Genomic DNA, 20,768 nt, shown 5'->3' on the forward strand with positions numbered 1-20,768 from the left:
GGGCCTCCCGGAACCCCTGCCGGGGCCGCGCTCGTATGCTCGGTTCATGAGTGATCCGGACGCCGTACCCCAGACGCAGCAGGCCGACCGTCCCACCGCCAACGCCATGCGCCGTGCGCTCAAACGGGCCAGGGACGGTGTGGCCCTCGACGTCACCGAGGCCGCCGTACTGCTCCAGGCACGCGGCGACGACCTGGCGGACCTCACCGCGTCGGCCGCCCGGGTGCGCGACGCGGGCCTGGCGGCCGCGGGCCGGCCGGGCGTCATCACGTACTCCAAGAGCGTCTTCGTCCCGCTGACCCGGCTGTGCCGCGACAAGTGCCACTACTGCACGTTCGTGACCGTCCCCGGCAAGCTGCGCCGCGAGGGCCACGGGATGTTCATGTCGCCGGACGAGGTCCTCGACGTCGCCCGCAAGGGCGCCGAACTCGGCTGCAAGGAAGCCCTGATCACCCTCGGCGACAAGCCGGAGGAGCGGTGGCCCGAGGCCCGCGAGTGGCTGGACGCGCACGGGTACGACGACACGATCGCGTACGTGCGGGCCATATCGATCCGCATCCTGGAGGAGACGGGGCTGCTGCCGCACCTCAACCCGGGCGTGCTGTCCTGGACCGACTTCCAGCGGCTCAAGCCCGTCGCCCCCAGCATGGGCATGATGCTGGAGACCACCGCCGAGCGCCTCTGGTCCGAGCCCGGCATGCCGCACTACGGCTCCCCGGACAAGGAGCCGGCCGTGCGGCTGCGGGTGCTGGAGGACGCGGGCCGCTCCTCCGTGCCCTTCACCAGCGGGCTGCTCATCGGGATCGGCGAGACGTACGAGGAGCGCGCCGACTCGCTGTTCGCACTGCGCCGCGTCGCGCGCTCGTACCACGGCATCCAGGAACTGATCATCCAGAACTTCCGCGCCAAGCCGGACACGGCGATGCGCGGCATGCCCGACGCCGAACTCGACGAGCTCGTCGCGACGGTCGCCGTGGCCCGGCACATCATGGGCCCCTCCGGCAATCTGCAGGCCCCGCCGAACCTCGTCGACGGCGAGTACGCGCGGCTCATCGGCGCGGGCATCGACGACTGGGGCGGCGTCTCCCCGGTGACCATCGACCACGTGAACCCGGAGAAGCCGTGGCCGCGCCTGGAGGAGCTGGCCGGTCAGTCGCAGCTCGCCGGCTTCACGTTGCGTGAACGCCTGTGCGTGTACCCGGAGTTCGTGACGCGCGGCGAGCCCTGGCTCGACCCGCGACTGCTCCCGCACGTCCGCGCCCTCGCCGACCCCGGCACCGGCCTGGCCGTCGCGGACGCGCCCGTCGTCGGCCGCCCCTGGCAGGAGCCGGACGAGGAGTTCACCAGCAGCGGCCGCACCGATCTGCACCGCACCATCGACACCGAGGGCCGCACGTCCGACCGGCGCGACGACTTCGACGAGGTGTACGGCGACTGGGAGGCGCTGCGCGAACAGGCCGCGCCCGGCATGGTGCCCTCGCGCATCGACGGCGACGTGCGCGAGGCGCTGGCGGTGGCCGCCGACGACCCGACGCGGCTCACCGACGACCAGGCCCTCGCCCTGCTGCACGCGGACGGCCCGGCGCTCGACGCGCTGTGCGGCATCGCCGACGACATCCGCAGGACGGTGGTCGGCGACGACGTCACGTACATCGTCACCAGGAACATCAACTTCACGAACGTCTGCTACACCGGCTGCCGCTTCTGCGCCTTCGCCCAGCGCCGCACGGACGCCGACGCGTACACCCTCTCCCTCGACCAGGTCGCCGACCGTGCCCAGCAGGCCTGGGACGTGGGCGCGGTCGAGGTCTGCATGCAGGGCGGCATCCACCCGGACCTGCCCGGCACGGCGTACTTCGACATCGCGAAGGCCGTGAAGGAGCGCGTGCCCGGCATGCACGTCCACGCCTTCTCGCCGATGGAGGTCGTGAACGGCGCGACCAGGACCGGGATGTCCGTCCGGGAGTGGCTGACGGCGGCCAAGGAGGCCGGCCTCGACTCGATCCCCGGCACGGCCGCCGAGATCCTCGACGACGAGGTGCGCTGGGTGCTGACCAAGGGCAAGCTGCCCGCCGCCACCTGGATCGAGGTCGTCAAGACGGCCCACGAGCTCGGCCTGCGGTCCTCGTCGACGATGATGTACGGGCACGTGGACCAGCCGCGGCACTGGCTCGGCCACTTCCGCACGCTGGCCGCGATCCAGCAGGAGACCGGCGGCTTCACGGAGTTCGTGACCCTGCCGTTCATCCACACGAACGCGCCGGTGTACCTGGCGGGCATCGCCCGCCCCGGCCCGACCGCCCGCGACAACAGGGCGGTCACCGCCATGGCCCGCGTCCTGCTCCACCCGCACATCCCCAACATCCAGACCAGCTGGGTGAAGCTGGGGTCGCAGGGCGCCGCCGAGATGCTGCGCTCCGGTGCCAACGACCTGGGCGGCACCCTCATGGAGGAGACCATCTCCCGGATGGCGGGCTCGTCGTACGGCTCGTACAAGTCGGTCAAGGACCTGATCGCGGTCGCCGAGGCGGCGGGCCGTCCGGCCAAGCCGCGCACGACGCTGTACGGGACGGTCCCGCAGGAGCGGGTCCGCTCGGCCATGGCGTCGGACGGGCACCTGCCGGAACTGCTGCCGGTGGTGGACAACTAGAGAGTGTCCGACGTGAGTCCCGTCGTTCGCCCGAAGGGCAGGCGGGACGTCCGCCACACGCCCCGGGGCCCGTCTTCAGTGCGAGGACGGGCCCCGGGGCGTGGCGCGATGAGCGGGGTGTTCAGCGGCCCAGGTCCCGGCCCAACTGGGCGTTCTTCTCAGGCACGTTGACGGCTGCGGGCCCGAAGGACGCGATGCTCTTGACGGTGAGGCCCGACGCGGCGCCGCGCAGCACCCAGGCCGCACCCGAGTCCTGGTACGTGCCGTCCTCCAGCGGAGCGGCGGCGGTCAGGTCGGCGAAGCCGTCGTGGTTCACGTCCGACAGGAGGACCTGGAGGCCGAACTGGTCGCCCTTCTCGCTCGCGCCGGGCACGCCCGCCGTCGACTGGTGGAAGGCCTGCGCGCCGGTGCCGCTCAGTCCGCCCTTGCCGCCCTTGAGGAGGACGACGGCGCCCGCGTCCTTGACGGTGCCGATGGCCTCCCCGGGGACGCCGACGGCGATGTCCGCGTAGCCGTCGCCGTTCACGTCACCGGCGGCGATGTCGGTGCCGAACTGGTCGCCGCTCTCGCCCGCGCCCGGCACACCGCTCGTCTCCTGGGTGATCGTCTTCGTACGGGTGGTGGACGGCCCGGCGGCGGTCCCGTACAGCACGCGGACGGTCCCCTTCTCGTAGGCGATGTCCTCGTAGTTGTCGCCGATGTCGTGCACGACGAGGTCGCCGTAGCCGTCCCCGTCGACGTCGGCGACGGCCCCGGCGAGGCTGGAGGTGAGCGCGGTGGAGGTGTGGCTCACGCCGTCCTTGCCGCCCTTCCAGAACTTGCTCTGGTAGGCCGACTCCTCGAAGCCGTGGCTCGTGACGATGTCGTCGGCGCCGTCGCCCGTGACGTCACCGACGACGAAGTCGCCCGGCCCGAACGTCTGGCTGGTCACGATGGGGTCCGTGCGGGCGGCCGCGCCGCTCGCACGGTCGAACGGCCCGTAGGAGACGGTCATCCCGGCATCGTCGTCGTCCGGGTCGTCGCTGCGCGGGTAGTCGTCGGTGACCAGGTCGCGATGGCCGTCGCCGTTGAAGTCGCCGACGGAGAAGAGCCCGGAGCCGCCGGGCAGACTGACGCTCCCGGCCCCGCTCAGGCCGGCGGCGGACCCCCACAGCACCACGGGGTGGGAGCCGTTGACCGTGCCGACGACGAGATCGGTGAAGCCGTCGCCGTCGAGGTCGCCGACGGAGACGCGCTCGCCGAAGTACTCCCCGGCGGTCGCGTCCCCCGGCACCCCGGCGGTGGCCCGGCTGAGCGCCTGTCCGTGCGCGAGGTCCGCCCCGCCCTTGCTCCCGTACACGACCGAGACGGCCCCGGCCGACTCCTTCCCGCCCACCGTGCTGCCCGGCGCACCGAGCGCGAGGTCCGCGTACCCGTCGTGGTTGAAGTCGGTGACGGGGGTGCGGGGCGGGACGGGCACGGCGGCCGCGGCCGGGCCGGCCGTCAGGGCCGCGGCGACGGTGAGGGAGGCGGTGAGGGTCAGGGCGGTGGTGAGAGTGCGACGCACGTGGGCTCCCGGGTGTGCGGTGGGGGAAGTTCAGATTACGTAGACGTGCACAAGGGGAGACGTGCGAGTGGCGCGAAGCGTTGTACGGAGCCGCCGAACGGCCCCACTTCGGGCCCGCCCAGCGGGCGGTGGCCTGGGGGTGCCGGCCTGCGGGTGGTGGTCGGCAGTGCCGCCTTGTGGGTGGCGGTCGTGCCCGGTCAGACCAGCAGGTCGTGCTGCAGGCGGGCGAGGTCTCGGGCGTCCAGGCCCAGCGCCTGCCGCTCGTACGCACCGAACGAGCCGTACTTGTCCTTGACCTCGTCGAAGCCGGAGTTCAGGTACTCGGCGCGTACGTCGAGCATCGGCTTGTAGGCCTTGGCCTGGTCGGCGGGCATCGCGGCGAGCGCCGCCGCGTTGGCCTCGGCGCGGTAGTCGTTCGAGGCCAGGTAGTCGGCCGTCACCGTCTCGCGCGGGACGCCGAGCGCCGTGAGGAGCGTGGCGTTGGCCCAGCCCGTGCGGTCCTTGCCGGCAGAGCAGTGGAACAGGTCGCCGCCGCCCTGCACGATGCCCGCCATGACCGAGCGGTAGGCCGCCTTGGCCGTGTCCGAGCTGACCATGGACTTCTCGCCCTGGATCATCATCTCGGCCGCCGCGGCCTCGGTGGCCGGCATGGTGAAGATCGGGCTGTCGTCGCCGATGACGTTCGCGACCACGTACGACGTGCCGGCCGGGACCTTGTCGGGCGCGGCGGTGCGCTCCGCGGTGGTGCGCAGGTCGTAGTCCGTGCCGATGCCGAGGCGCTTCAGCCTGGCCAGGTCGGCGGAGGTCAGGTTGTTCAGAGCGTCCGCGCGGTAGACCTTGCCCATCTTCACCCAGTGGCCGTCGGCCGTGCGGTAGCCGCCCGCGTCACGGAAGTTGACGGTGCCGTCGAGCTTGATGAGGCGGTCCGCGAGGTGCAGGCCCTTGCCGTGGTCGGGGACCAGGTCGAACCACTGGCGGTCGGCGTGCGCCGGGAGGCGGGTGACGGTGACCTTGCCGGACGCGCCGCCGCGCGCCACCGTGCGGGTGCCCGCCTTGATGGTGACGTGGTGGGTGCCGGGGGCCTGCCAGGAGATCTCGTACGTTCCCGCGGTCGCCTTCGCCGTCACGGTGGCCCGTGTGAACGGTATGCGGGCGGTGGCGGCGGGGTTGTCGTGGTGCTGGTTCCTGTGGTGGTGGTTCTCGTGGGCCGAGGCCGCGGGGGCGGTGAGGCCCGTGAGGAGGGCTGCGGCCGAGAGGGCGTAAGCGGTGGTCCTGACACGCGTCATGTGGCTCATGGGGCGGATGTTTCGGGGCGTCGGGAAGCGGGGGGCGTCCTGGTGGTGAACGGGAGGGGAAGGGCGGAGGAGGAGGTGGGGCCCGGGCTCGTGGTTCGGGTGGGTGGGCGTGTTCTGCGTACACCTTCGCCAATTGGGCAAATCCTGTCCGAAGCGACCTCAAGGGCGTCTCCCCGCATACCAGTTGAGGTCGCATGAGTCGCGCAAGCGAACGTTCCCGGTCGGGCCCGGTCGATTACAGTGCTGCCAGTCGGAAGAGAGGGTCTCCATGGGGTCACCGGTCGCCGCCGCGCCCGTCTGGGGCCGCGTCGAGCAGCAGGACTTTCGCAGCCGTGTGCGCGGCACGCTGCTCGGCTCCGCACTCGGCGACACCCTCGGCGCCCCGCTCGCCGACCTCACCCTCGACGCGATCCGGGACGCGCACGGCGCCGACGGGCTCACCCAGCTCGCACCCGCGTACGGCCGTACGGGAGCGGTGACCGCGGCGACGCAGCTCGCGCTGTTCACCGTGGACGGGCTGATCCGTGCGCAGGTGCGCCGCGACACCGGTGCCTGGCATCCGCCGACCGATGTGCACCGGGCCTATCTGCGGTGGGCGGCGACCCAGCGCGACTGGGGGCCCGACGAGCGCCGCAAGGAGGACGGCTGGCTGGCGCGCGAGGAGTGGCTGTACTCGCGGCGCGGCGCGTCCCAGGCGGTGCTGCTCGGGCTCGGCAACGACGTCATGGGCACCCTGGACAAGCCCAAGAATCCGGGCGCGAGCGGTGCGGAGGCGGTGACGCGCTCGGCGCCGTTCGGGCTGCTCGTCGGCTGGGAGCCGCAGCTCGTGCTCCAACTGGCCGTCGAATGCGCCGTCCACACGCACGGCTCGCCGCAGGCGTACCTCGCCGCGGGCGCGTACGCCGTGATCGTGCACGCCCTGGCGCGCGGCGACTCCCTGGACGCGGCCGTGCAGCGCACGCTCGTGCTGCTCGCCGCGCGGCCCGGGCATCCGCCGGTCGTGGACGCGCTCAAGCACGCGGTCGGCGCGGTGCGGCAGGGGATGCCGAGTCCGGCGCGGGTGGGGGAACTGGTCGGGGACGGCGGTGCGGTGGGGGTGCTCGCGGCCGCCGTGTACTGCGCGCTCGTGGGTGAGGACATCCGGCACGGGCTCGGGCTCGCCGTGCACCACGACGGGCCGTCGGCCGAGGTCGGGGCGGTGTGCGGGGGGTTGCTCGGGGCCTTGCATGGTGAGACGGCGTTGCCGCCGGCGTGGGTGGCGGAGTTGGAGGGGCGGGCGACGGTGCTGGAACTCGCGGACGACTTCGCCATGGAGATGACTCAGGGTGCGGCGTTGCACGGGCCTGCCACGTCGTCGCCGGGGTGGCTGGTTCGGTATCCGCGGGCCTGAGCGCGGTCGGCTCCGCCGGGGTTGATTTTGCTCGGTCCGTCTTCGGTACGCCGGTTGTCCAGTTCTGCTGGGGGGGGGTGTGGGCCGACCGTGCGGTTCTGCTGGGGTGGTGTGCGCTTTCCGTAGGGTGCGGGTGAGGTGGGGTGGCGTCTTCAGGTGGGCTGGTGTGCGCCTTCCGTACGGTGCCGGTGAGGCGGGGTGGCGTCTTCTGCTGGGCTGGTGTGCGCCTTCCGTATGGCGCGGGGTGCGGGGCCGCGCCGGGGTACCTCCTCGGCCGGATTGTTCGCCTTGTTCCCTGGGCGCCTACGGCGCGGCATCCGGCGCTGCGTTCCTGCGGTGTCCTGCGGGGGCACCCCGACACGGCCCCTCCCGTCGTCTAGCGACCAACCCCCGGTGGGGCTTCCGGATCGGCTCTCCCCCCGGTGGAACTTCCCGACCGGCTCACCCTCCGGTGGAGCGTTCCGCTTTGTCACCCGGTTCGCTCGGATCGCTCGGTTCGCTCTGTGGGTGGTGTGGGGTGGGGTCTCGTACGCGGCTGAACGTTGGTGGGGCTTCTGGATCGGCTCACCCCCTCCGGTGCGGCGGGCGGCTGCGTGTGGGTCGGCTCATGCGGTGTACGGAAGCGGGCCCGTAGCCGGGGTTCGGCTGCGGGCCCGCTGGGTGGGGTCGGGGCGTTACAGGCGTTGTACGTCGTCCTGCGCGGTGGCCGGGGCCGGGACCGCGGCCGCGCCGGTCGTGTCGGGGCCGTCGGTGTTGATGCGCTCGATGATCGCGTCCCGCTCCGGGGTGTCCTCCGGCTTGATGAAGCCGATGACGATGTAGAGGACGAGGGAGACGGCCAGCGGGATCGACACCTGGTACTGCAGTGGTACGCCGCCCTCGACGTTCCAGCTGATCGGGTAGTTGACCAGCCAGAACGCGAGCAGGCCCATCGCCCAGCTGGTGAGCGCCGCGGTCGGTCCGGACTTGCGGAACTGGCGGAGCAGGCCCAGCATCATCGGGATCGCGATCGGACCCATGAGGCCCGCGACCCACTTGATGACGACGGTGATGATGTCCTTGAACGTCGGCGAGTTGACCTGGGTGGCCACGCCCATCGAGAGGGCGAGGAAGATCACCGTGGTCAGCCGGGCCGCGATCAGGCCGGTGCGCGAGTTCCAGCCGCGGGCCCGCTTCGACATCGCCGGCATCACGTCACGCGTGAAGACGGCCGCGATGGCGTTGGCGTCGGACGAGCACATCGCCATCGTGTGGGAGAAGAAGCCGACGATGACGAGGCCCAACAGGCCGTGTGGTAGCAGCTGTTCGGTCATGAGGCCGTAGCTGTCGGAGCCGTCCGGCTTCGCCGCCTTGACGAGCAGCGGCGACATCCACATGGGGAAGAACAGGACGACCGGCCACACCAGCCACAGGATGGCCGACAGCCGCGCGGAGCGCTTGGCCTCCTGGGCGCTGCCCGTCGCCATGTAGCGCTGGGCCTGGTTGAGCATGCCGCCGTTGTACTCGAAGAGCTTGATGAACAAGAACGCGAGCAGGAACACCGCGCCGTACTCGCCGACCAACGGCTTGTCGTGGCCCTGGAGTTCGGGTCGGTTCCAGGCGTCGAAGAAGCCGATGTTCTTGTCGTTGAGCTTGACCACGACGGCGATGAACATCGAGACGCCGGCCAGCAGCTGGATGATGAACTGGCCCAGCTCCGTGAGGGCGTCGGCCCACAGGCCGCCGATGGTGCAGTAGACGGCCGTGATGGCGCCGGTGATGAAGATGCCCTGGTTCAGGGAGATGCCCGTGAACACCGAGAGCAGGGTGGCGATGGCGGCCCACTTCGCGGCGACGTCCACGATCTTCAGCAGCATGCCGGACCAGGCGAGCGCCTGCTGCGTGCCGAGGTTGTAGCGGTTCTTCAGGTATTCGAGGGGTGATGCCACGTGCAGCCGGGAGCGCAGGCGGTTGATGCGCGGTGCGAACAGGTTCGCGCCGATCGCGATGCCGAGTGCGATCGGGAACGACCACGTGACGAAGGACGTCACGCCGTAGGTGTACGCGATGCCGGCGTAACCGGTGAACATCACCGCGCTGTAGCCGGACATGTGGTGCGAGATGCCGGAAAGCCACCAGGGCATCTTTCCGCCGGCCGTGAAGAAGTCGGAGACGTCGTCCACACGTTTGTGGGACCAGACGCCGATCGCGACCATGATGCCGAAGTAGCCGATGAGCACGACCCAGTCGAGACTGTTCATGTGCCCCCTCCAGGGGTCCGCCTTGTGAACGTTGCGGCTCTTCGTCAGTACGTCCGTGTCAGCGGGCGCCCCCGTGCGGGAGTGGGGACTTCCGGGATTGAACCGTCTGTTCGGTGGACCGGTCAAGGCCTTCAAGGGTCACGGATGTGAACCGAGATCAGGAAGCCGAACGATTTTGCATTTTCGTTACCGGGAGGGGAGTTGTCGTGAACGTGACCTCGGACACACGATGAGCGGGCACTTCGTCAGTAGCCGCACATACGCGAACGACCGCACGGGATGCGGGTCCCGTGCGGTCGCGCGAAGGGAGTGATCGCTTCGTATTTCAGTGCATCAACTCGCCTGCGTTCACCAGGAGTTGCTGGCCCGTGATCGCACGGGCCCGGTCCGAGGCGAGGAAGACCGCCGCGTTCGCCACGTCGCCGTCGGTGGCCAGTTCCGGCAGCGCCATCCGTTCGGTGAGCCTGCCCAGGACCTCGTCCTGCGGTACTCCCTCGCTCTGCGCGGTGAACTGCACGTAGGCCTGCACCGGCGGGCCCCACATCCAGCCCGGCAGCACCGTGTTGACCCTGATCCGGTCGGGGCCGAGCTCCCGGGCCATCGAGTACATCGCGCTCGTCAGCGCACCCTTCGACGCCGCGTACGCCGCCTGCCACACCTGTGAGGGCGCGGCCACGGCCGACTGCGTGCCGATGATGACGACCGAGCCGCCGCGCTCCTTGAGGGCGGGCAGACAGGCCCGGGTCATCCGCAGCGTGCCGAGCAGGTTGACGTCGATGACCTGGCGCCAGGTGTCGAAGTCGGCGTCCTGCAGGCCCCCGAAGTAGCTGTCCCACGCGGCCACGTGGACCACCGCGTCGACGCCGCCGAAGCGGTCGCGGGCGAGTGCCGCCAGCGCCTCGCACTGCGCCTCGTCGCCGATGTCGGTCGGCAGGTACGCGGTCCGGGCGCCCTGGGGGTCCAACTCGGCGGCGCACTTGGCGAGATTGGCCTCGGTGCGCGCCCCGAGCACCGCGTTGCCGCCGTCGCGCACCACGGCGGCCGCCACCTGATGGCCGAGGCCGGCGCCGACCCCCGAGACGATCACGGTCCTTCCGGCGAGCAGCTCTCCGTCGCTCATTGGGCGCCTCCCGACTCTGGCCATCTATCTGACGGGGCGTCAGAGTATGTGCGTCGGTTGGTGGATGGAAGGGGCCGGTATGGATACGCACAGCGAGACGTACGCGGAACTGGCGGCCGTGGGGCCGTACGGGGTGCGCCCGGGGCACGCGCTGATCACCATGGTCGAACCCCACCCGGGACACGAGTACGCGTACAACCGCTGGTACGAGGACGACCACTACTACGCCGGTGCGATGGCCATGCCGTGGATGTACGCGGGACGCCGCTGGGTCGCCACGCGCGACCTGCAGGAGCTGCGCCTCCCGGAGAAGTCGGCCGTCGCCGAGCCGGTCACCGCGGGCTGCTACCTCTCTACGTACTGGGTCACCGAAGGGCGCTACGACGACCACATGAAGTGGACCGTCGGTATCAACAAGCGGCTGAACCGGGACGGGCGGGTGTACCAGGACCGCACCCACGTGTTCACCGCGTTCCAGGACCACGAGGCGACCGTCTACCGGGACGGGGCCGCCGGGCCCCGCGACTACCACGCCCTCGACCACCCGTACGCGGGGCTGGTGCTGGAGGTCATCGACGTCGAACGCGGCGAGCAGCGGGCCGGCCTGCTGGAGTGGCTGCGCGCGCGCCATCTGCCGAAGGTCCTCGCCGGGTCGCCGGCCGCCATGGTCACGATCTTCCGGCCGACGCCGCTGCCCGGCGACAAGATGACGTACGTGAAGCAGGTCGAGGGCGTCGACACCCGGCTGACGCTGCTGTGGTTCCTGGAGGAGGACCCGCGCGAGTGCTGGCAGGAGCACTTCGCGGGGCTCGGCGACCAGGTGGCGGGGGCGGGGCTCGGGGCGCGGGTGGAACTCATGGCGCCGTTCGTGCCGACGGTGCCGGGGACGGACCGGTACGTGGACCAGCTCCGGTGAGGGCGCTGACCACTGGCTGAAGACGCAGCCGAGCCCTCTCGGCCAGGACGGCGGGCCAGTCGAGAGGGCTCCTACGTGGTGCTGATGGTGCGGGTAATGCCGATGGTGCTGGTGATGCGCGTGGTGCTTGTCGTGCTGAGTGGTGCTCGATCATGCATATGTGGTTGTTGTGCCGTTCTCCGCTCAGAACGAGCCCGTGCTCACCTCGTACACGAACGCGTTCCAGGTCTCCGGGTCGAAACCGATGGTGGGGCCCTGGGTCACCTTCGAGTCGCGTACCGCGATCGCGTGCAGCTCGGGGGACTTGACCTCTACACATGCGCCGTTACCCGTGGAATACGAGGACTTGATCCAGGATTCCGTGGCGCCTTGCTGGATTGCCATGTTTGCTCCGGTTTAGCCAGTGTCGAATTACATCCCCGCTCGGAGGTCCAGAGCGGTTCGCGCCAACGATGTTGTCTTGATGGCGTGATCGACGCTACTCGCCAACTTGAGTGCGTGAAGCGGCCATTCACCCGACCGGATGGCATATTCCATTGGGGTCTTCCATTCCGCCGAGGCGAAGGTGTACCGTGCGGCGCCTTTGCCTCGCAGGCACGAAAAACGGGCCGGGGCGCGCGGAATCCAGCCTTCCGGAGATCGCCCCTCGCCACGTCAGCGCGCGTACTCCTTGGCGATCTCGGAGATGAACTGTCGGGATTGCTCCACATTCAGCGCCTGTGCCCGCAAATGCTCGTACATGACGCTGTACTTCTGCACGTCGTTGGCTTTCTCCAGGTAAAGGTCACTGGTGACGCCCTCGATGTAGACCACGCTGGAATCCGCCGCGTCAGGGAACTCCAGGATCGCGTACTGGCCGTTCAGCCCGGGGTGCGCGCCCATCTCGAACGGGATCACCTGCACGGTCACGTGCGGCAGTTGGGACTGCTCGACCAAGTGCTCCAACTGCTCCCGCATGATGTTCTTGCCGCCGACCCCGCGGCGCAGCGCCGCCTCGTCGAGGACGGTCCACAGGCGCAGCGGGACCTCCGGGGCCTGGATGCGCTCCTGGCGGCGCATGCGGACCTGGACGCGCTTCTCGATGTCCTGGGGCGTCGTCTCCGGCAGCGCGCCGTTGATGAGTGCCTCCGCGTAGCCCCGCGTCTGCAGCAGACCGGGCACGACCTGCGGATCGTAGACACGCAGGCTGGCGGCGTCGGTCTCCAGGCCGATGTAGACGCTGTACGGGATGTCGCCGAAGGAGTGCCACCAGCCCTGCTGGCGCGAGTCCTTGGCCATTTGCATCAGCGAGTCCACGATCCGGTGGTCCTCGACCTCGTACACCCCGCACAGGTCACGGACGTCGCGCTGGCTGATGCTGCGCCGCCCGTTCTCCAGGCGGCTGATCTTCGACTGCGAGACCAGCAGGCGCTCGGCGACTTCCTCGGCGGTCATGCCCTTGAGCTCGCGGAGCCGACGCAGCTCCTGGCCCAACCGGCGCCGCCTGACAGTGGGATTGACGTTGGACGCCACGGGACGTGCACCTCCGGCTACGTGCCTTTATTTGTTCTGCGTAATTCGTTCTGCGTACGTTGCGTATCTGCTGTTGAGCAGATTGCCACCACGGGGCTTCACGCCGCTGGGAAACGGCGGACTTCCCCTCGGTACGCAGCGCAAACGCGACCGCGCGGGGCGGTGGCCGGGGACCGTATTTGATGTACGGACGTCCGGTCCATCGCCCCGCGCGGTACAGCGGCTCCCGAACCGGGTCTTGGGGACTGCGGTGCGGCGCTGTTGCGGGTGTTCTACGGGTGCTGCTTGTGGTGCGGGTGCTGCGAGTACCGCCTGTGGTGCGGGTGTTGCCGGTCTCGCCTAGTGGGCCACGGCGCGCGCCATGGGGTCACGGCGCGGCTGCATCGGAACGCCCCTGGCGGGCTCCGGTGCACCCCTGCCCGCCGGGGTGGCGGGCGAACGGCGTGGCTGAGCGGCCACCCCGTTCTGGACGTCCATCACGGCGTGCGCCACGAGGCCGCCCATCGGGTCGTGCCTGATCAGGTCCCGTAGCCGGGAGCGCGAGGACCGTCCCTCGTTGCCCGGATACAAGTGCTTGCCGAGTCCGACCGCATGGGCCAGCGCGGCGAGCGCCGCGGTCCGCGGGTCCGGCGGGACGCCGGTGCGGATCGCCGAGTCCAGCCGGGACCTGATCTCCCTGCTGATTGCCGTGTCCGTCGCCTGGTAGCGAGTCGTCGGCAGTACCCCGCACATCTGGCCGGCCACGGCATGCACCATGCCGCACCGCTCCAGGTGCGAGAGGTAGGTCTGGCGCAGCCCTAGACGCGGCCCGCCAATCCAGTGGACCGCCCGCACAGGAGCGCCACGCCTTCGCAGCAACTCCAACGCGCAGTCCAGAGTCGGATCTCCGGTCGGCCGTGGTGCCACCACGGCGATACGATCCCCGTCTGGGGCTATCCGTCCGGCCAGCGCCAGCTCTACTAGCTGTGCTCCGGCCAGACCTAGGTCGAGCGACTGCGGCTGTGCGGTGGTGCCCGTGGCCGGGTCCAGCGCCAGCAGCAGAAGCTCCTCCGGAAGTGTTCTGCGGCTCCTGCCCATCCATGCCTCCCCGCGTGGATGAATGACAGGGTGACCCCTCTCACATTGGTCTGTCGAGAGTGCGTGGGGGCTTTGGACGGGAACCAGTAGGTATGTCGTTCTCGTCTACCACGGGGGTTAAGCCCCCACACAGGACACTGGTACATGGTTCGGACAGGGTCAGACAGGCACGGCCTGTCCGACGCTCAGTGGTTTAGCGGTCGAGGAGGCATCGGTGGCGGGGACCCCCGACAGGTCGGGCGAAGAGCAGAAGGCGTCGGGTGGCCCGACTCCGGACGAGAAGGACCCGCGCCTCGCGGTGGCGCGGGAGACTCCGTCGTCGCCGGGAGTGGATCAGGCGACGGCGGTGTTCTCGGTCCGTGACGTCGCCGAGGCGGACACCGGTTCCGCGTCCGCGTCCGCATCCGGGTCTTCGGCCTCGGGCGCGGACGCGGGCGACGACGCCGGTGACGCGCGGCTGAGGGCCGCGGTGGCGGCCTGGGTGTCGGGCGGGTCCTCCGAGGACGATGCGCCGGCTGGTACGAGTACGGGCGCGGGTACGAGTGCGCCTGTGAGTGCAAGTGCAAACGCGGAGCGGGAAGGGGCGGCCGCCGACGCCGGCCCGGATGACGCGGCCGACACGGACGCGACGGCGCAGGCCGAGCCGGGCGCGGAGTCGAACGCCGGTACCGGGGCCGTTCACGACGGTGCGGAGCCGGAGGGCGACGCGTCGTCGGAAAGCGATGCTGGTGTGGGTACCGAGCCTCAGTCCGGATCGCGGGCTGAGGCTCAGCCGGAGGCCGGAGCCGAGCCGGTGCCGGACGCCTCGTCCGACGCCGAGCCGGGCGCGGGCACCCCGTCCGGGGCCAAGCCGGAGGCGAGAGCCGGAGCCAAGCCTGGAGCCGGCTCCGGAGTCGACGCCGGGCTGGAAGCGGGAGCTGCAGCCACGCCCGTGGCGGATGCCGTGCCCGACGCCGAGCCGGGCGAGGACGCCCGGTCCGGGGCCAAGCCCGCGGCCGACGCCAAGTCGGAAGCCGGGGCCGAGCCCGATGCTGCCCTCGGCGGCAAGCCGGAAGCCGGTGCCAAGCCGGTAGCCGAGGGCAAGCCCGACGCCGACGCCAAGCCCACCACCCCGGGCGGTAAGCCGGGCGCCGAGGCCACGTCCGACGCCGGGGCCAAGCCGGACGCCGACGCCGAGCCGGAAGCCGGGGCCGAGCCCGAGGCTGGAGACACGCCCGCCCCGGGCGGTAAGCCGGATGCCGGAGCCAAGCCCGACGCCGACGCCAAGTCGGATGCCGGAGCCAAGCCCACCCCGGACGCCAAGCCCGAGGCCGGTGCCAAGTCCGGCACCGCCCCCAGCGACAAGTCCACCCCCGCTCCCGCCCCCGCCCCCGGCGCCAAGCCGGAAACCGGCGCCGAGCCCACCCCGGACGCCACTCCCGGCGCCAAGCCGGAAGCCGACGCCAAGCCCGACGCCGGTACTGGCGCCAAGCCCGGCACCGCCCCCGGCGCCAAGTCGGAAGCCGGTGCCAAGCCCACCCCGGACACCACCCCCGGTGCCAAGCCCGGCACCGCCCCCGGCGGCAAGAAGGTCCCGGCCCCCGGCGATGAGCCCGTCGACCAGCCCACCGCCATGTTCAAGGCGGTGAAGCCGCCGGTCGATCAGCCGACCACCATGCTGAAGGTGCCGTCCGCCGGGAAGGGCAAGGCCGAGGCCGAGCCCGAGGCGGAGGTCGAGCGGACCAGTAAGTTCGTGCCGCTGAAGCCGCTCGACGACAAGCAGCCCGAGGCCAAGGCGCCGGTGGAGCCGCCCGCCCCGGAGCGGACCACGCAGCAGCCGCTGCCGCCGAAGCCGCCCATCGATCTGCTGGCCGAGCTGACCAACACCCCGCCGCCGCCCGAGACCCGCGTCCGCACCACCGTGCGCCGGGTCAAGGTGTGGACCCCGCTGGTCCTGCTCCTGGTGATCGTCTTTGCGGTCGTACAGGCCGTGCGTCCGCTGCCGACGCCCACGCTGGACCTCACCGCCCGGGAGACCGTCTCCTTCGAGGGCGACAAGCCGTCCGTGCCGTGGCCCGGCCAGGGCCAGGCGGCCATGGACGTGAACGGCATCGGCACGTTCGGCACGTCCGGCGCCCAGAAGCCCGTACCGATCGCGAGCATCGCGAAGGTCATGACCGTGTACCTGATCCTGCGCGACCACCCGCTGAAGACCGGTGCGAAGGGGCCGAATATCCCCGTCGACGCCGCCGCGCAGAAGCACTACGAGACGGGCAAGGCCGAGAACGAGTCGGTCGTGAAGGTCACCGAGGGCCAGCAGATCCCCGAGTACGAGGCGCTGCAGGCGGTCATGCTGCCGTCCGCGAACAACGTGGCCAAGCTGCTCGCCCGCTGGGACACCCACAGCAGCTCCGAGGACGAGTTCGTCGCGAAGATGAACAAGACCGCCAAGGAGCTGGGGATGACGAACACCCACTACACGGACCCCAGCGGCCTCGACAAGACGACCGTCTCCACCGCCCAGGACCTGGTGAAGCTCGGCCGCGCCGCGATGGTGAACCCGGTCTTCAAGGAGATCTCCAAGCAGCCCAGCTACGTCGACATGAACGGCGACAAGCAGAACAACTTCTTCGGGCTCGTCCCGACCGTCGCCATCGGCATCAAGACCGGCACCACCACCGCGGCGGGCGGCAACATCCTCTTCGCCGCGGAGAAGACGGTCGGCGGCAAGACCCAGACGATCATCGGCGCTGCCCTCGGCCAGTACGGGCGCAACGGCACCGCCAACATCGACGAGGTCACCGGCGTCGTGCGGAAGCTGATCGAGTCGGGCCAGGGCGCGCTCACCGACAAGAAGATCGTGAAGAAGGGCGATGTCGTCGGCCAGGTCGACGACGGGCTCGGCGGCACCACCCCGGTCGTCGCCACGAAGGACGTCTCCGCCGTCGGCTGGGCGGGTCTGACCGTCAAGCTGGAGCTGAACGGTCCGAAGGGCACGTCCGTCCCGCACTCGGCGAAGGCCGGAACCGTGGTCGGTGCGCTGAGCGTCGGTGACGGCAAGAACGACGCCGACGCCGTCGAGGTCCCGGTCGCGCTCCAGAAGGACCTCGCAGAGCCGGGCTTCGGCGCGAAAATCACGCGCGTCGGGTGACGCTGCCGCGGGAGGCTGGTGGGTACCGGCCTCCCGCGGCGCCCGTACCGTGCCCCCGTGCTAGCGTCGCGAGACCGGGGCGGGACCGGGACGTTCCCTCGGTCGTTCGAATCGGTACGTACGGGAGTGTCAGCAGTGACCACAGCGGAGCCGACGCGTGCCGACGACGCCGAGCCGGGGGCGGGGCACGTACGAATACGACCTCCTGCCGAGCAGCCGCGCGGCCGGGAGCCGGCCGTCGCGCGCGCGGAGTCCTGGCGGGCCCGCGCGGAGCGGCATCCCGTGCTCGTCGTCACCGCCGTTGCCGCGGTGCTGCACCTCATCTGGTTCTTCACGTTCGCGAACAGTGGGGGTGACCTCGCGGCGCAGGACGCCTGGGCCGAGTTCGTGGGCCGGCACCCCGATTCCGCGTACAACCTCGCCTGGTACGGCGGCATGCACCCGGTCTCGTACAGCGTGGTGTCGCCGTACTTGATGTCCGTGCTGGGCGTGCGGACGACGATGATGATCGCCGGCACGCTGTCGGCCGCCCTGCTGACCTTGCTCCTCATCCGTACGCGCGTCGTGGCCAGGCCGCTGTGGCCGGCGCTCGCCGGTGTCTTCGCGCTGCTGTGCAACGCCGCGTCGGGCCGTGTCACGTTCGGGCTCGGCATGATGTTCGGGCTCGCGGCGGTCGCGGCCGTCTTCTGCTGGCCCGTTCGCTGGCGGCACAGGCGGTGGGCGAAGGCCGCCGTCGCCGCGCCGATGGCCGCGATCGCGACGGCCGGTTCGCCGGTGGCGGGTCTGTTCGTCGGGCTGGTCGCCGTCGCGCTCTTCCTCCAGAAGCGGCGGCCGGGCGCGTACGCGCTGGGGATCGCGCCCGCCGTCGTGGTCGGGCTCTCGGCGGTGCTGTTCCCGTTCTCGGGGACCCAGCCGATGTCGTTCTGGTCGGCGCTGCTGCCGGTCGTCTACGGCGTCTTCGTCGTCGTCCTCGTCCCCAAGGAGTGGGTGACGGTGCGGATCACCGCCGCCGTCTACACCCTGGCCGTGATCCTCGTGTGGCTGATCAGCTCGCAGATCGGCACGAACATCAGCCGGCTCCCGATGCTGTTCGCGGGCGTCGCGCTGCTCGCCGCGCTGCCGTTCACCGTGCCGCGCTCGCGCAAGTGGTACGTCACCGTCATCGCGTTCGTCGGGATGAACGTGTGGGTCGGCTTCAAGTCCGTCGACGACATCGTGCACACGACCCCGGCCGCCTCCTGGGCCCGCGAACTCGCGCCGCTCGTCAATGAACTCCAGGGGGTCAAGGCCGAGCGCGGCCGCGTCGAGGTCGTCCCCGCCCGCTCGCACCGCGAGGCGTCCGCGCTCGCCCCGTACGTGAACCTGGCGCGCGGCTGGACCCGGCAGGCCGACATGGAGCGCAACCCGCTCTTCTACGACGACACGCTCAACTCGGCGAACTACCACGAGTGGCTCAAGCGCTGGGCCGTGCACTACGTCGTGCTGCCCAAGGGGGCGCCGGACGGTGCGGGCGGCGAGCGCGAGCGGGATCTGCTGCAGCGCGGGCTGCCCTACCTCAAGCAGGTGTGGGGCGACGCCAACTGGCAGCTGTTCGCGGTCGTCGACCCGACGCCGATGGCCGAGCCGAACGCCGTCGTGGACGCCGCCGAGCAGGCCGAGCTGACCATCGAGGTGACCCGGCCGGGCCGCGTCGTGATCCGGGTCCCGTACTCGCCGTGGCTGTCCATCGTCGACGCCGACGGCAAGAGCCTCGACGCGCCGCGCGAGACGGAGGCGTCGAAGCGGGACCGGGACAGCGACGACAGTCTGCCGAAGCGGTACGAGAACGTGCACGGGTGCCTGACGGAGACCGAGGAGGACGCCTCCGGGGACAAGTGGACCGTGCTGCTCGCTCCGCAGGTCGGCACGTATCACCTCGCGGCGCCTTACAAGTGGTCGCGGGGCACGCCCTGTCCGGACGAGTTGAAGTAGGCCCGTCGCGGGGCCGGGGCTCATCGGCAGATGTCCGTGGGCGCGCGCATGTCCCCCGGGGTCTGTGACCCGGCGATCTGGGTGCGGACCGTCTCCAGCTGGTTCAGCAGTTTCGTCAGCGTGGGCCCGTCGGGGGAGCGGAAGTACTCCAGGACCGCGCGGTAGAACGCGTCGCGCAGCACCGGCGGCATCACGTCCGACGCGTCGAAGCACAGGGTGCTCTTCTCGTCGACGAGGTAGCGGGCGATCTCCTCGGCCGCCGGGTTGTCGGCGGGCTGCGGGTCGGAGCGGTCCGGGAAGAAGGGGCGCAGGTGCGGGCGGGCCGCCCCCGACCACTGTTCGCGGCCGTCCTCACTGGTCAGCCGCTTCACCAGCTGTTGTGCGCCGGGGTTGTCGGTGAGTACGGCGGCCATGTCGCCTGACACCTCGAAGGCGCTGCGGTACGCGGCCGAACCCTTGAGGAAGCGGGCCGCGGGCTCGACGCGGACGTCGCTGCGGGGCGCGTACACGTACCGGATGAAGGAGCCCTGGTGCTCGTGCGTGCAGTCCGGCAGTGAGCTGCCGAGCAGCCCTCGCGGATCGCCGCCGGGGTGGCCGGGGGCGGGTGTGCCCCAGAACGACATCGTCAGGGCGCGCTCCACGTTGCGCGGGCCGCCGGCCCTGAGCAGTTGCGCCCAGGTGGTGAACGCCCGCCGCACCTCGGGCGACTTGGCCCAGTCGAGCTGTCCCGTGGCCCATTGCGTGTACGTGTGCGGGCCTGCCTGGTGCAGCAGGATGTCCTCGACCCAGTCGGTGCCGGGCCAGCCGGACGTGGCCTGCGCCGCCATGCCGACGCACCACCGGGGATCGGTGCTGGAGGACCCGGTCCTGCTCCACACCAGGCTCTTCAGGTCGACCTTGAGCGGCACCCAGTACTTGATGCTCCGGCCGTCGGCCATGAGCGTGGGGGTCCAGGGCGGGTAGCCGCGTTCGGCGGTGGACGGGTCGAGGGGCTTGAGCTTGTGCTGGGCTGCGTACTCGGTGAGTTCGCCGATGCTGTTGAGGATGGCGACGTCGGGCGGGGCGTCGGCGGCGAGCTGGGCGACGAGGGTCTCGCGCAGGGAGCGGGTGCCCTGGTAGACGTAGCGGTGTCCGGAGCCGCGGGACAGTTCGCGCAGGACGCTCTCGAAGGCGGCGCCCTCGGGCCCGGTCCACGGTCCGAGGACGACGACCTGGGAGCCCTGCCCGGACGAACAGCCACCGGACAGCGCGGCGAGGCCCAGCAGGCTCGCGGCGAGCAGAAGCCGCAGGGCGCGCCTCATGGGCCGCCTCCGCCCCGGCCGGCGGCCGGGGGCGCGTACAGCACCAAATTGCCGGTAGTGCCCGGGTGTTGCTGGTCCGCGTCTCATCGGCCGCCTCCGCCCCGGCCGACCACCAGGTACTCGCGGCGGTACGCGTGCAGTGCCCCGCCCATGACGCCGCCGACGACCAGGCCTGCCGGTGCCACCCAGTCGGCGATGGCCCCTACGCCGCCGAACTGCCCCTGCCGCACGGTCTGTTCCATGTGCGCGGTCGCCGGGCGGATGGCCGTCGGGCCCGGCGGCGTCGACGGGTCGTTGTCCAGGGCGACCTCCGTGTCGGGCGTCGCCTGCTCCGCCAGTACCTGGGCGTACGGCTCGGCGTCCTGCTGCGCCACCCACGCCCGCACCCCGTCGGCCACCGCCCACGGCACGACGAGCAGCGGCAGCGCGGCGGCGAGCAGCGGCACGCTCGCCCTGATCCGCATCCGGCGGCGCAGGAAGAAGAACGTGCGCCACAGGCCCACCCCCAGGAGGGTGAAGGAGACGGCGGCGACGGCGACGGCCGCGAGGACGCCCGGGCCGAGCGCGGTGCGTGCCGCGAGGCGGCGGTGCAGATCGCGCTCCAGGGCCGCGATGCGGTC

At 71.1% G+C, this 20,768-nt stretch carries 13 protein-coding genes and 1 pseudogene; 5 read left to right on the forward strand and 9 right to left on the reverse strand.

What is annotated here, in order from left to right:
- Positions 1 to 46: 46 nt before the first annotated feature.
- Complete coding sequence (locus G3I40_RS29610) at positions 47 to 2,650, forward strand: bifunctional FO biosynthesis protein CofGH (RefSeq protein ID WP_164305656.1); 2,604 nt, start codon at positions 47 to 49, stop codon at positions 2,648 to 2,650.
- A 121-nt stretch (positions 2,651 to 2,771) separates the two neighbouring features.
- Here the strand turns inward: G3I40_RS29610 and G3I40_RS29615 are convergent, their stop codons facing one another.
- Both G3I40_RS29615 and G3I40_RS29620 read right to left on the reverse strand, forming a co-directional pair.
- Positions 2,772 to 4,196, reverse strand: a complete 1,425-nt coding sequence (locus tag G3I40_RS29615) for an FG-GAP-like repeat-containing protein (RefSeq protein WP_164305657.1) — start codon at positions 4,194 to 4,196, stop codon at positions 2,772 to 2,774.
- 197 nt (positions 4,197 to 4,393) lie between these two features.
- Complete coding sequence (locus tag G3I40_RS29620; protein ID WP_164305659.1) at positions 4,394 to 5,491, reverse strand: tyrosine-protein phosphatase; 1,098 nt, start codon at positions 5,489 to 5,491, stop codon at positions 4,394 to 4,396.
- A 268-nt stretch (positions 5,492 to 5,759) separates the two neighbouring features.
- Here G3I40_RS29620 and G3I40_RS29625 point away from each other — a divergent pair, with 268 nt between their 5' ends.
- A complete protein-coding gene (locus tag G3I40_RS29625; RefSeq protein ID WP_164305661.1) occupies positions 5,760 to 6,881 on the forward strand; it encodes an ADP-ribosylglycohydrolase family protein in 1,122 nt (373 codons plus the stop codon).
- Positions 6,882 to 7,555: 674 nt separating this feature from the next.
- Here G3I40_RS29625 and G3I40_RS29630 read toward each other — a convergent pair.
- Both G3I40_RS29630 and G3I40_RS29635 read right to left on the reverse strand, forming a co-directional pair.
- Positions 7,556 to 9,121 carry a sodium:solute symporter family protein gene (locus G3I40_RS29630; RefSeq protein WP_164305663.1) on the reverse strand — a complete coding sequence of 522 codons (1,566 nt, stop codon included), beginning with the start codon at positions 9,119 to 9,121 and terminating at the stop codon, positions 7,556 to 7,558.
- 325 nt (positions 9,122 to 9,446) lie between these two features.
- On the reverse strand, positions 9,447 to 10,241 hold the full coding sequence (locus tag G3I40_RS29635) for an SDR family oxidoreductase (protein ID WP_164305664.1): 795 nt from the start codon (positions 10,239 to 10,241) through the stop codon (positions 9,447 to 9,449).
- A gap of 79 nt (positions 10,242 to 10,320) precedes the next feature.
- On the opposite strand from G3I40_RS29635, the gene G3I40_RS29640 reads away from it, so the two are divergent.
- Positions 10,321 to 11,157 carry a hypothetical protein gene (locus G3I40_RS29640; RefSeq protein ID WP_239092012.1) on the forward strand — a complete coding sequence of 279 codons (837 nt, stop codon included), beginning with the start codon at positions 10,321 to 10,323 and terminating at the stop codon, positions 11,155 to 11,157.
- Positions 11,158 to 11,340: 183 nt separating this feature from the next.
- Here the strand turns inward: G3I40_RS29640 and G3I40_RS29645 are convergent, their stop codons facing one another.
- From G3I40_RS29645 to G3I40_RS29655, 3 genes are all read right to left on the reverse strand, one after another.
- Positions 11,341 to 11,541, reverse strand: a complete 201-nt coding sequence (locus G3I40_RS29645; RefSeq protein ID WP_164305668.1) for a DUF397 domain-containing protein — start codon at positions 11,539 to 11,541, stop codon at positions 11,341 to 11,343.
- 270 nt (positions 11,542 to 11,811) lie between these two features.
- Positions 11,812 to 12,669: a helix-turn-helix transcriptional regulator gene (locus tag G3I40_RS29650; RefSeq protein ID WP_164305670.1), complete on the reverse strand. Its 858-nt coding sequence runs from the start codon at positions 12,667 to 12,669 to the stop codon at positions 11,812 to 11,814.
- 339 nt (positions 12,670 to 13,008) lie between these two features.
- Positions 13,009 to 13,746 carry a GPP34 family phosphoprotein gene (locus tag G3I40_RS29655; protein WP_164305672.1) on the reverse strand — a complete coding sequence of 246 codons (738 nt, stop codon included), beginning with the start codon at positions 13,744 to 13,746 and terminating at the stop codon, positions 13,009 to 13,011.
- Positions 13,747 to 13,960: 214 nt separating this feature from the next.
- On the opposite strand from G3I40_RS29655, the gene G3I40_RS47990 reads away from it, so the two are divergent.
- Together G3I40_RS47990 and G3I40_RS29665 are read left to right on the forward strand one after the other, a co-directional pair.
- Positions 13,961 to 16,876 carry a D-alanyl-D-alanine carboxypeptidase gene (locus G3I40_RS47990; RefSeq protein ID WP_164305674.1) on the forward strand — a complete coding sequence of 972 codons (2,916 nt, stop codon included), beginning with the start codon at positions 13,961 to 13,963 and terminating at the stop codon, positions 16,874 to 16,876.
- Between the two features lie 135 nt (positions 16,877 to 17,011).
- Positions 17,012 to 18,847 carry an MFS transporter gene (locus G3I40_RS29665; RefSeq protein ID WP_164305676.1) on the forward strand — a complete coding sequence of 612 codons (1,836 nt, stop codon included), beginning with the start codon at positions 17,012 to 17,014 and terminating at the stop codon, positions 18,845 to 18,847.
- A 20-nt stretch (positions 18,848 to 18,867) separates the two neighbouring features.
- On the opposite strand, the gene G3I40_RS29670 is transcribed toward G3I40_RS29665, so the two are convergent.
- Both G3I40_RS29670 and G3I40_RS29675 read right to left on the reverse strand, forming a co-directional pair.
- On the reverse strand, positions 18,868 to 20,148 hold the full coding sequence (locus G3I40_RS29670) for an extracellular solute-binding protein (RefSeq protein WP_164305678.1): 1,281 nt from the start codon (positions 20,146 to 20,148) through the stop codon (positions 18,868 to 18,870).
- Positions 20,149 to 20,231: 83 nt separating this feature from the next.
- Positions 20,232 to 20,768: pseudogene (locus tag G3I40_RS29675) on the reverse strand (hypothetical protein); the annotation flags it as partial.

Source organism: Streptomyces sp. SID14478, from assembly GCF_010548525.1.
Lineage (GTDB): Bacteria > Actinomycetota > Actinomycetes > Streptomycetales > Streptomycetaceae > Streptomyces.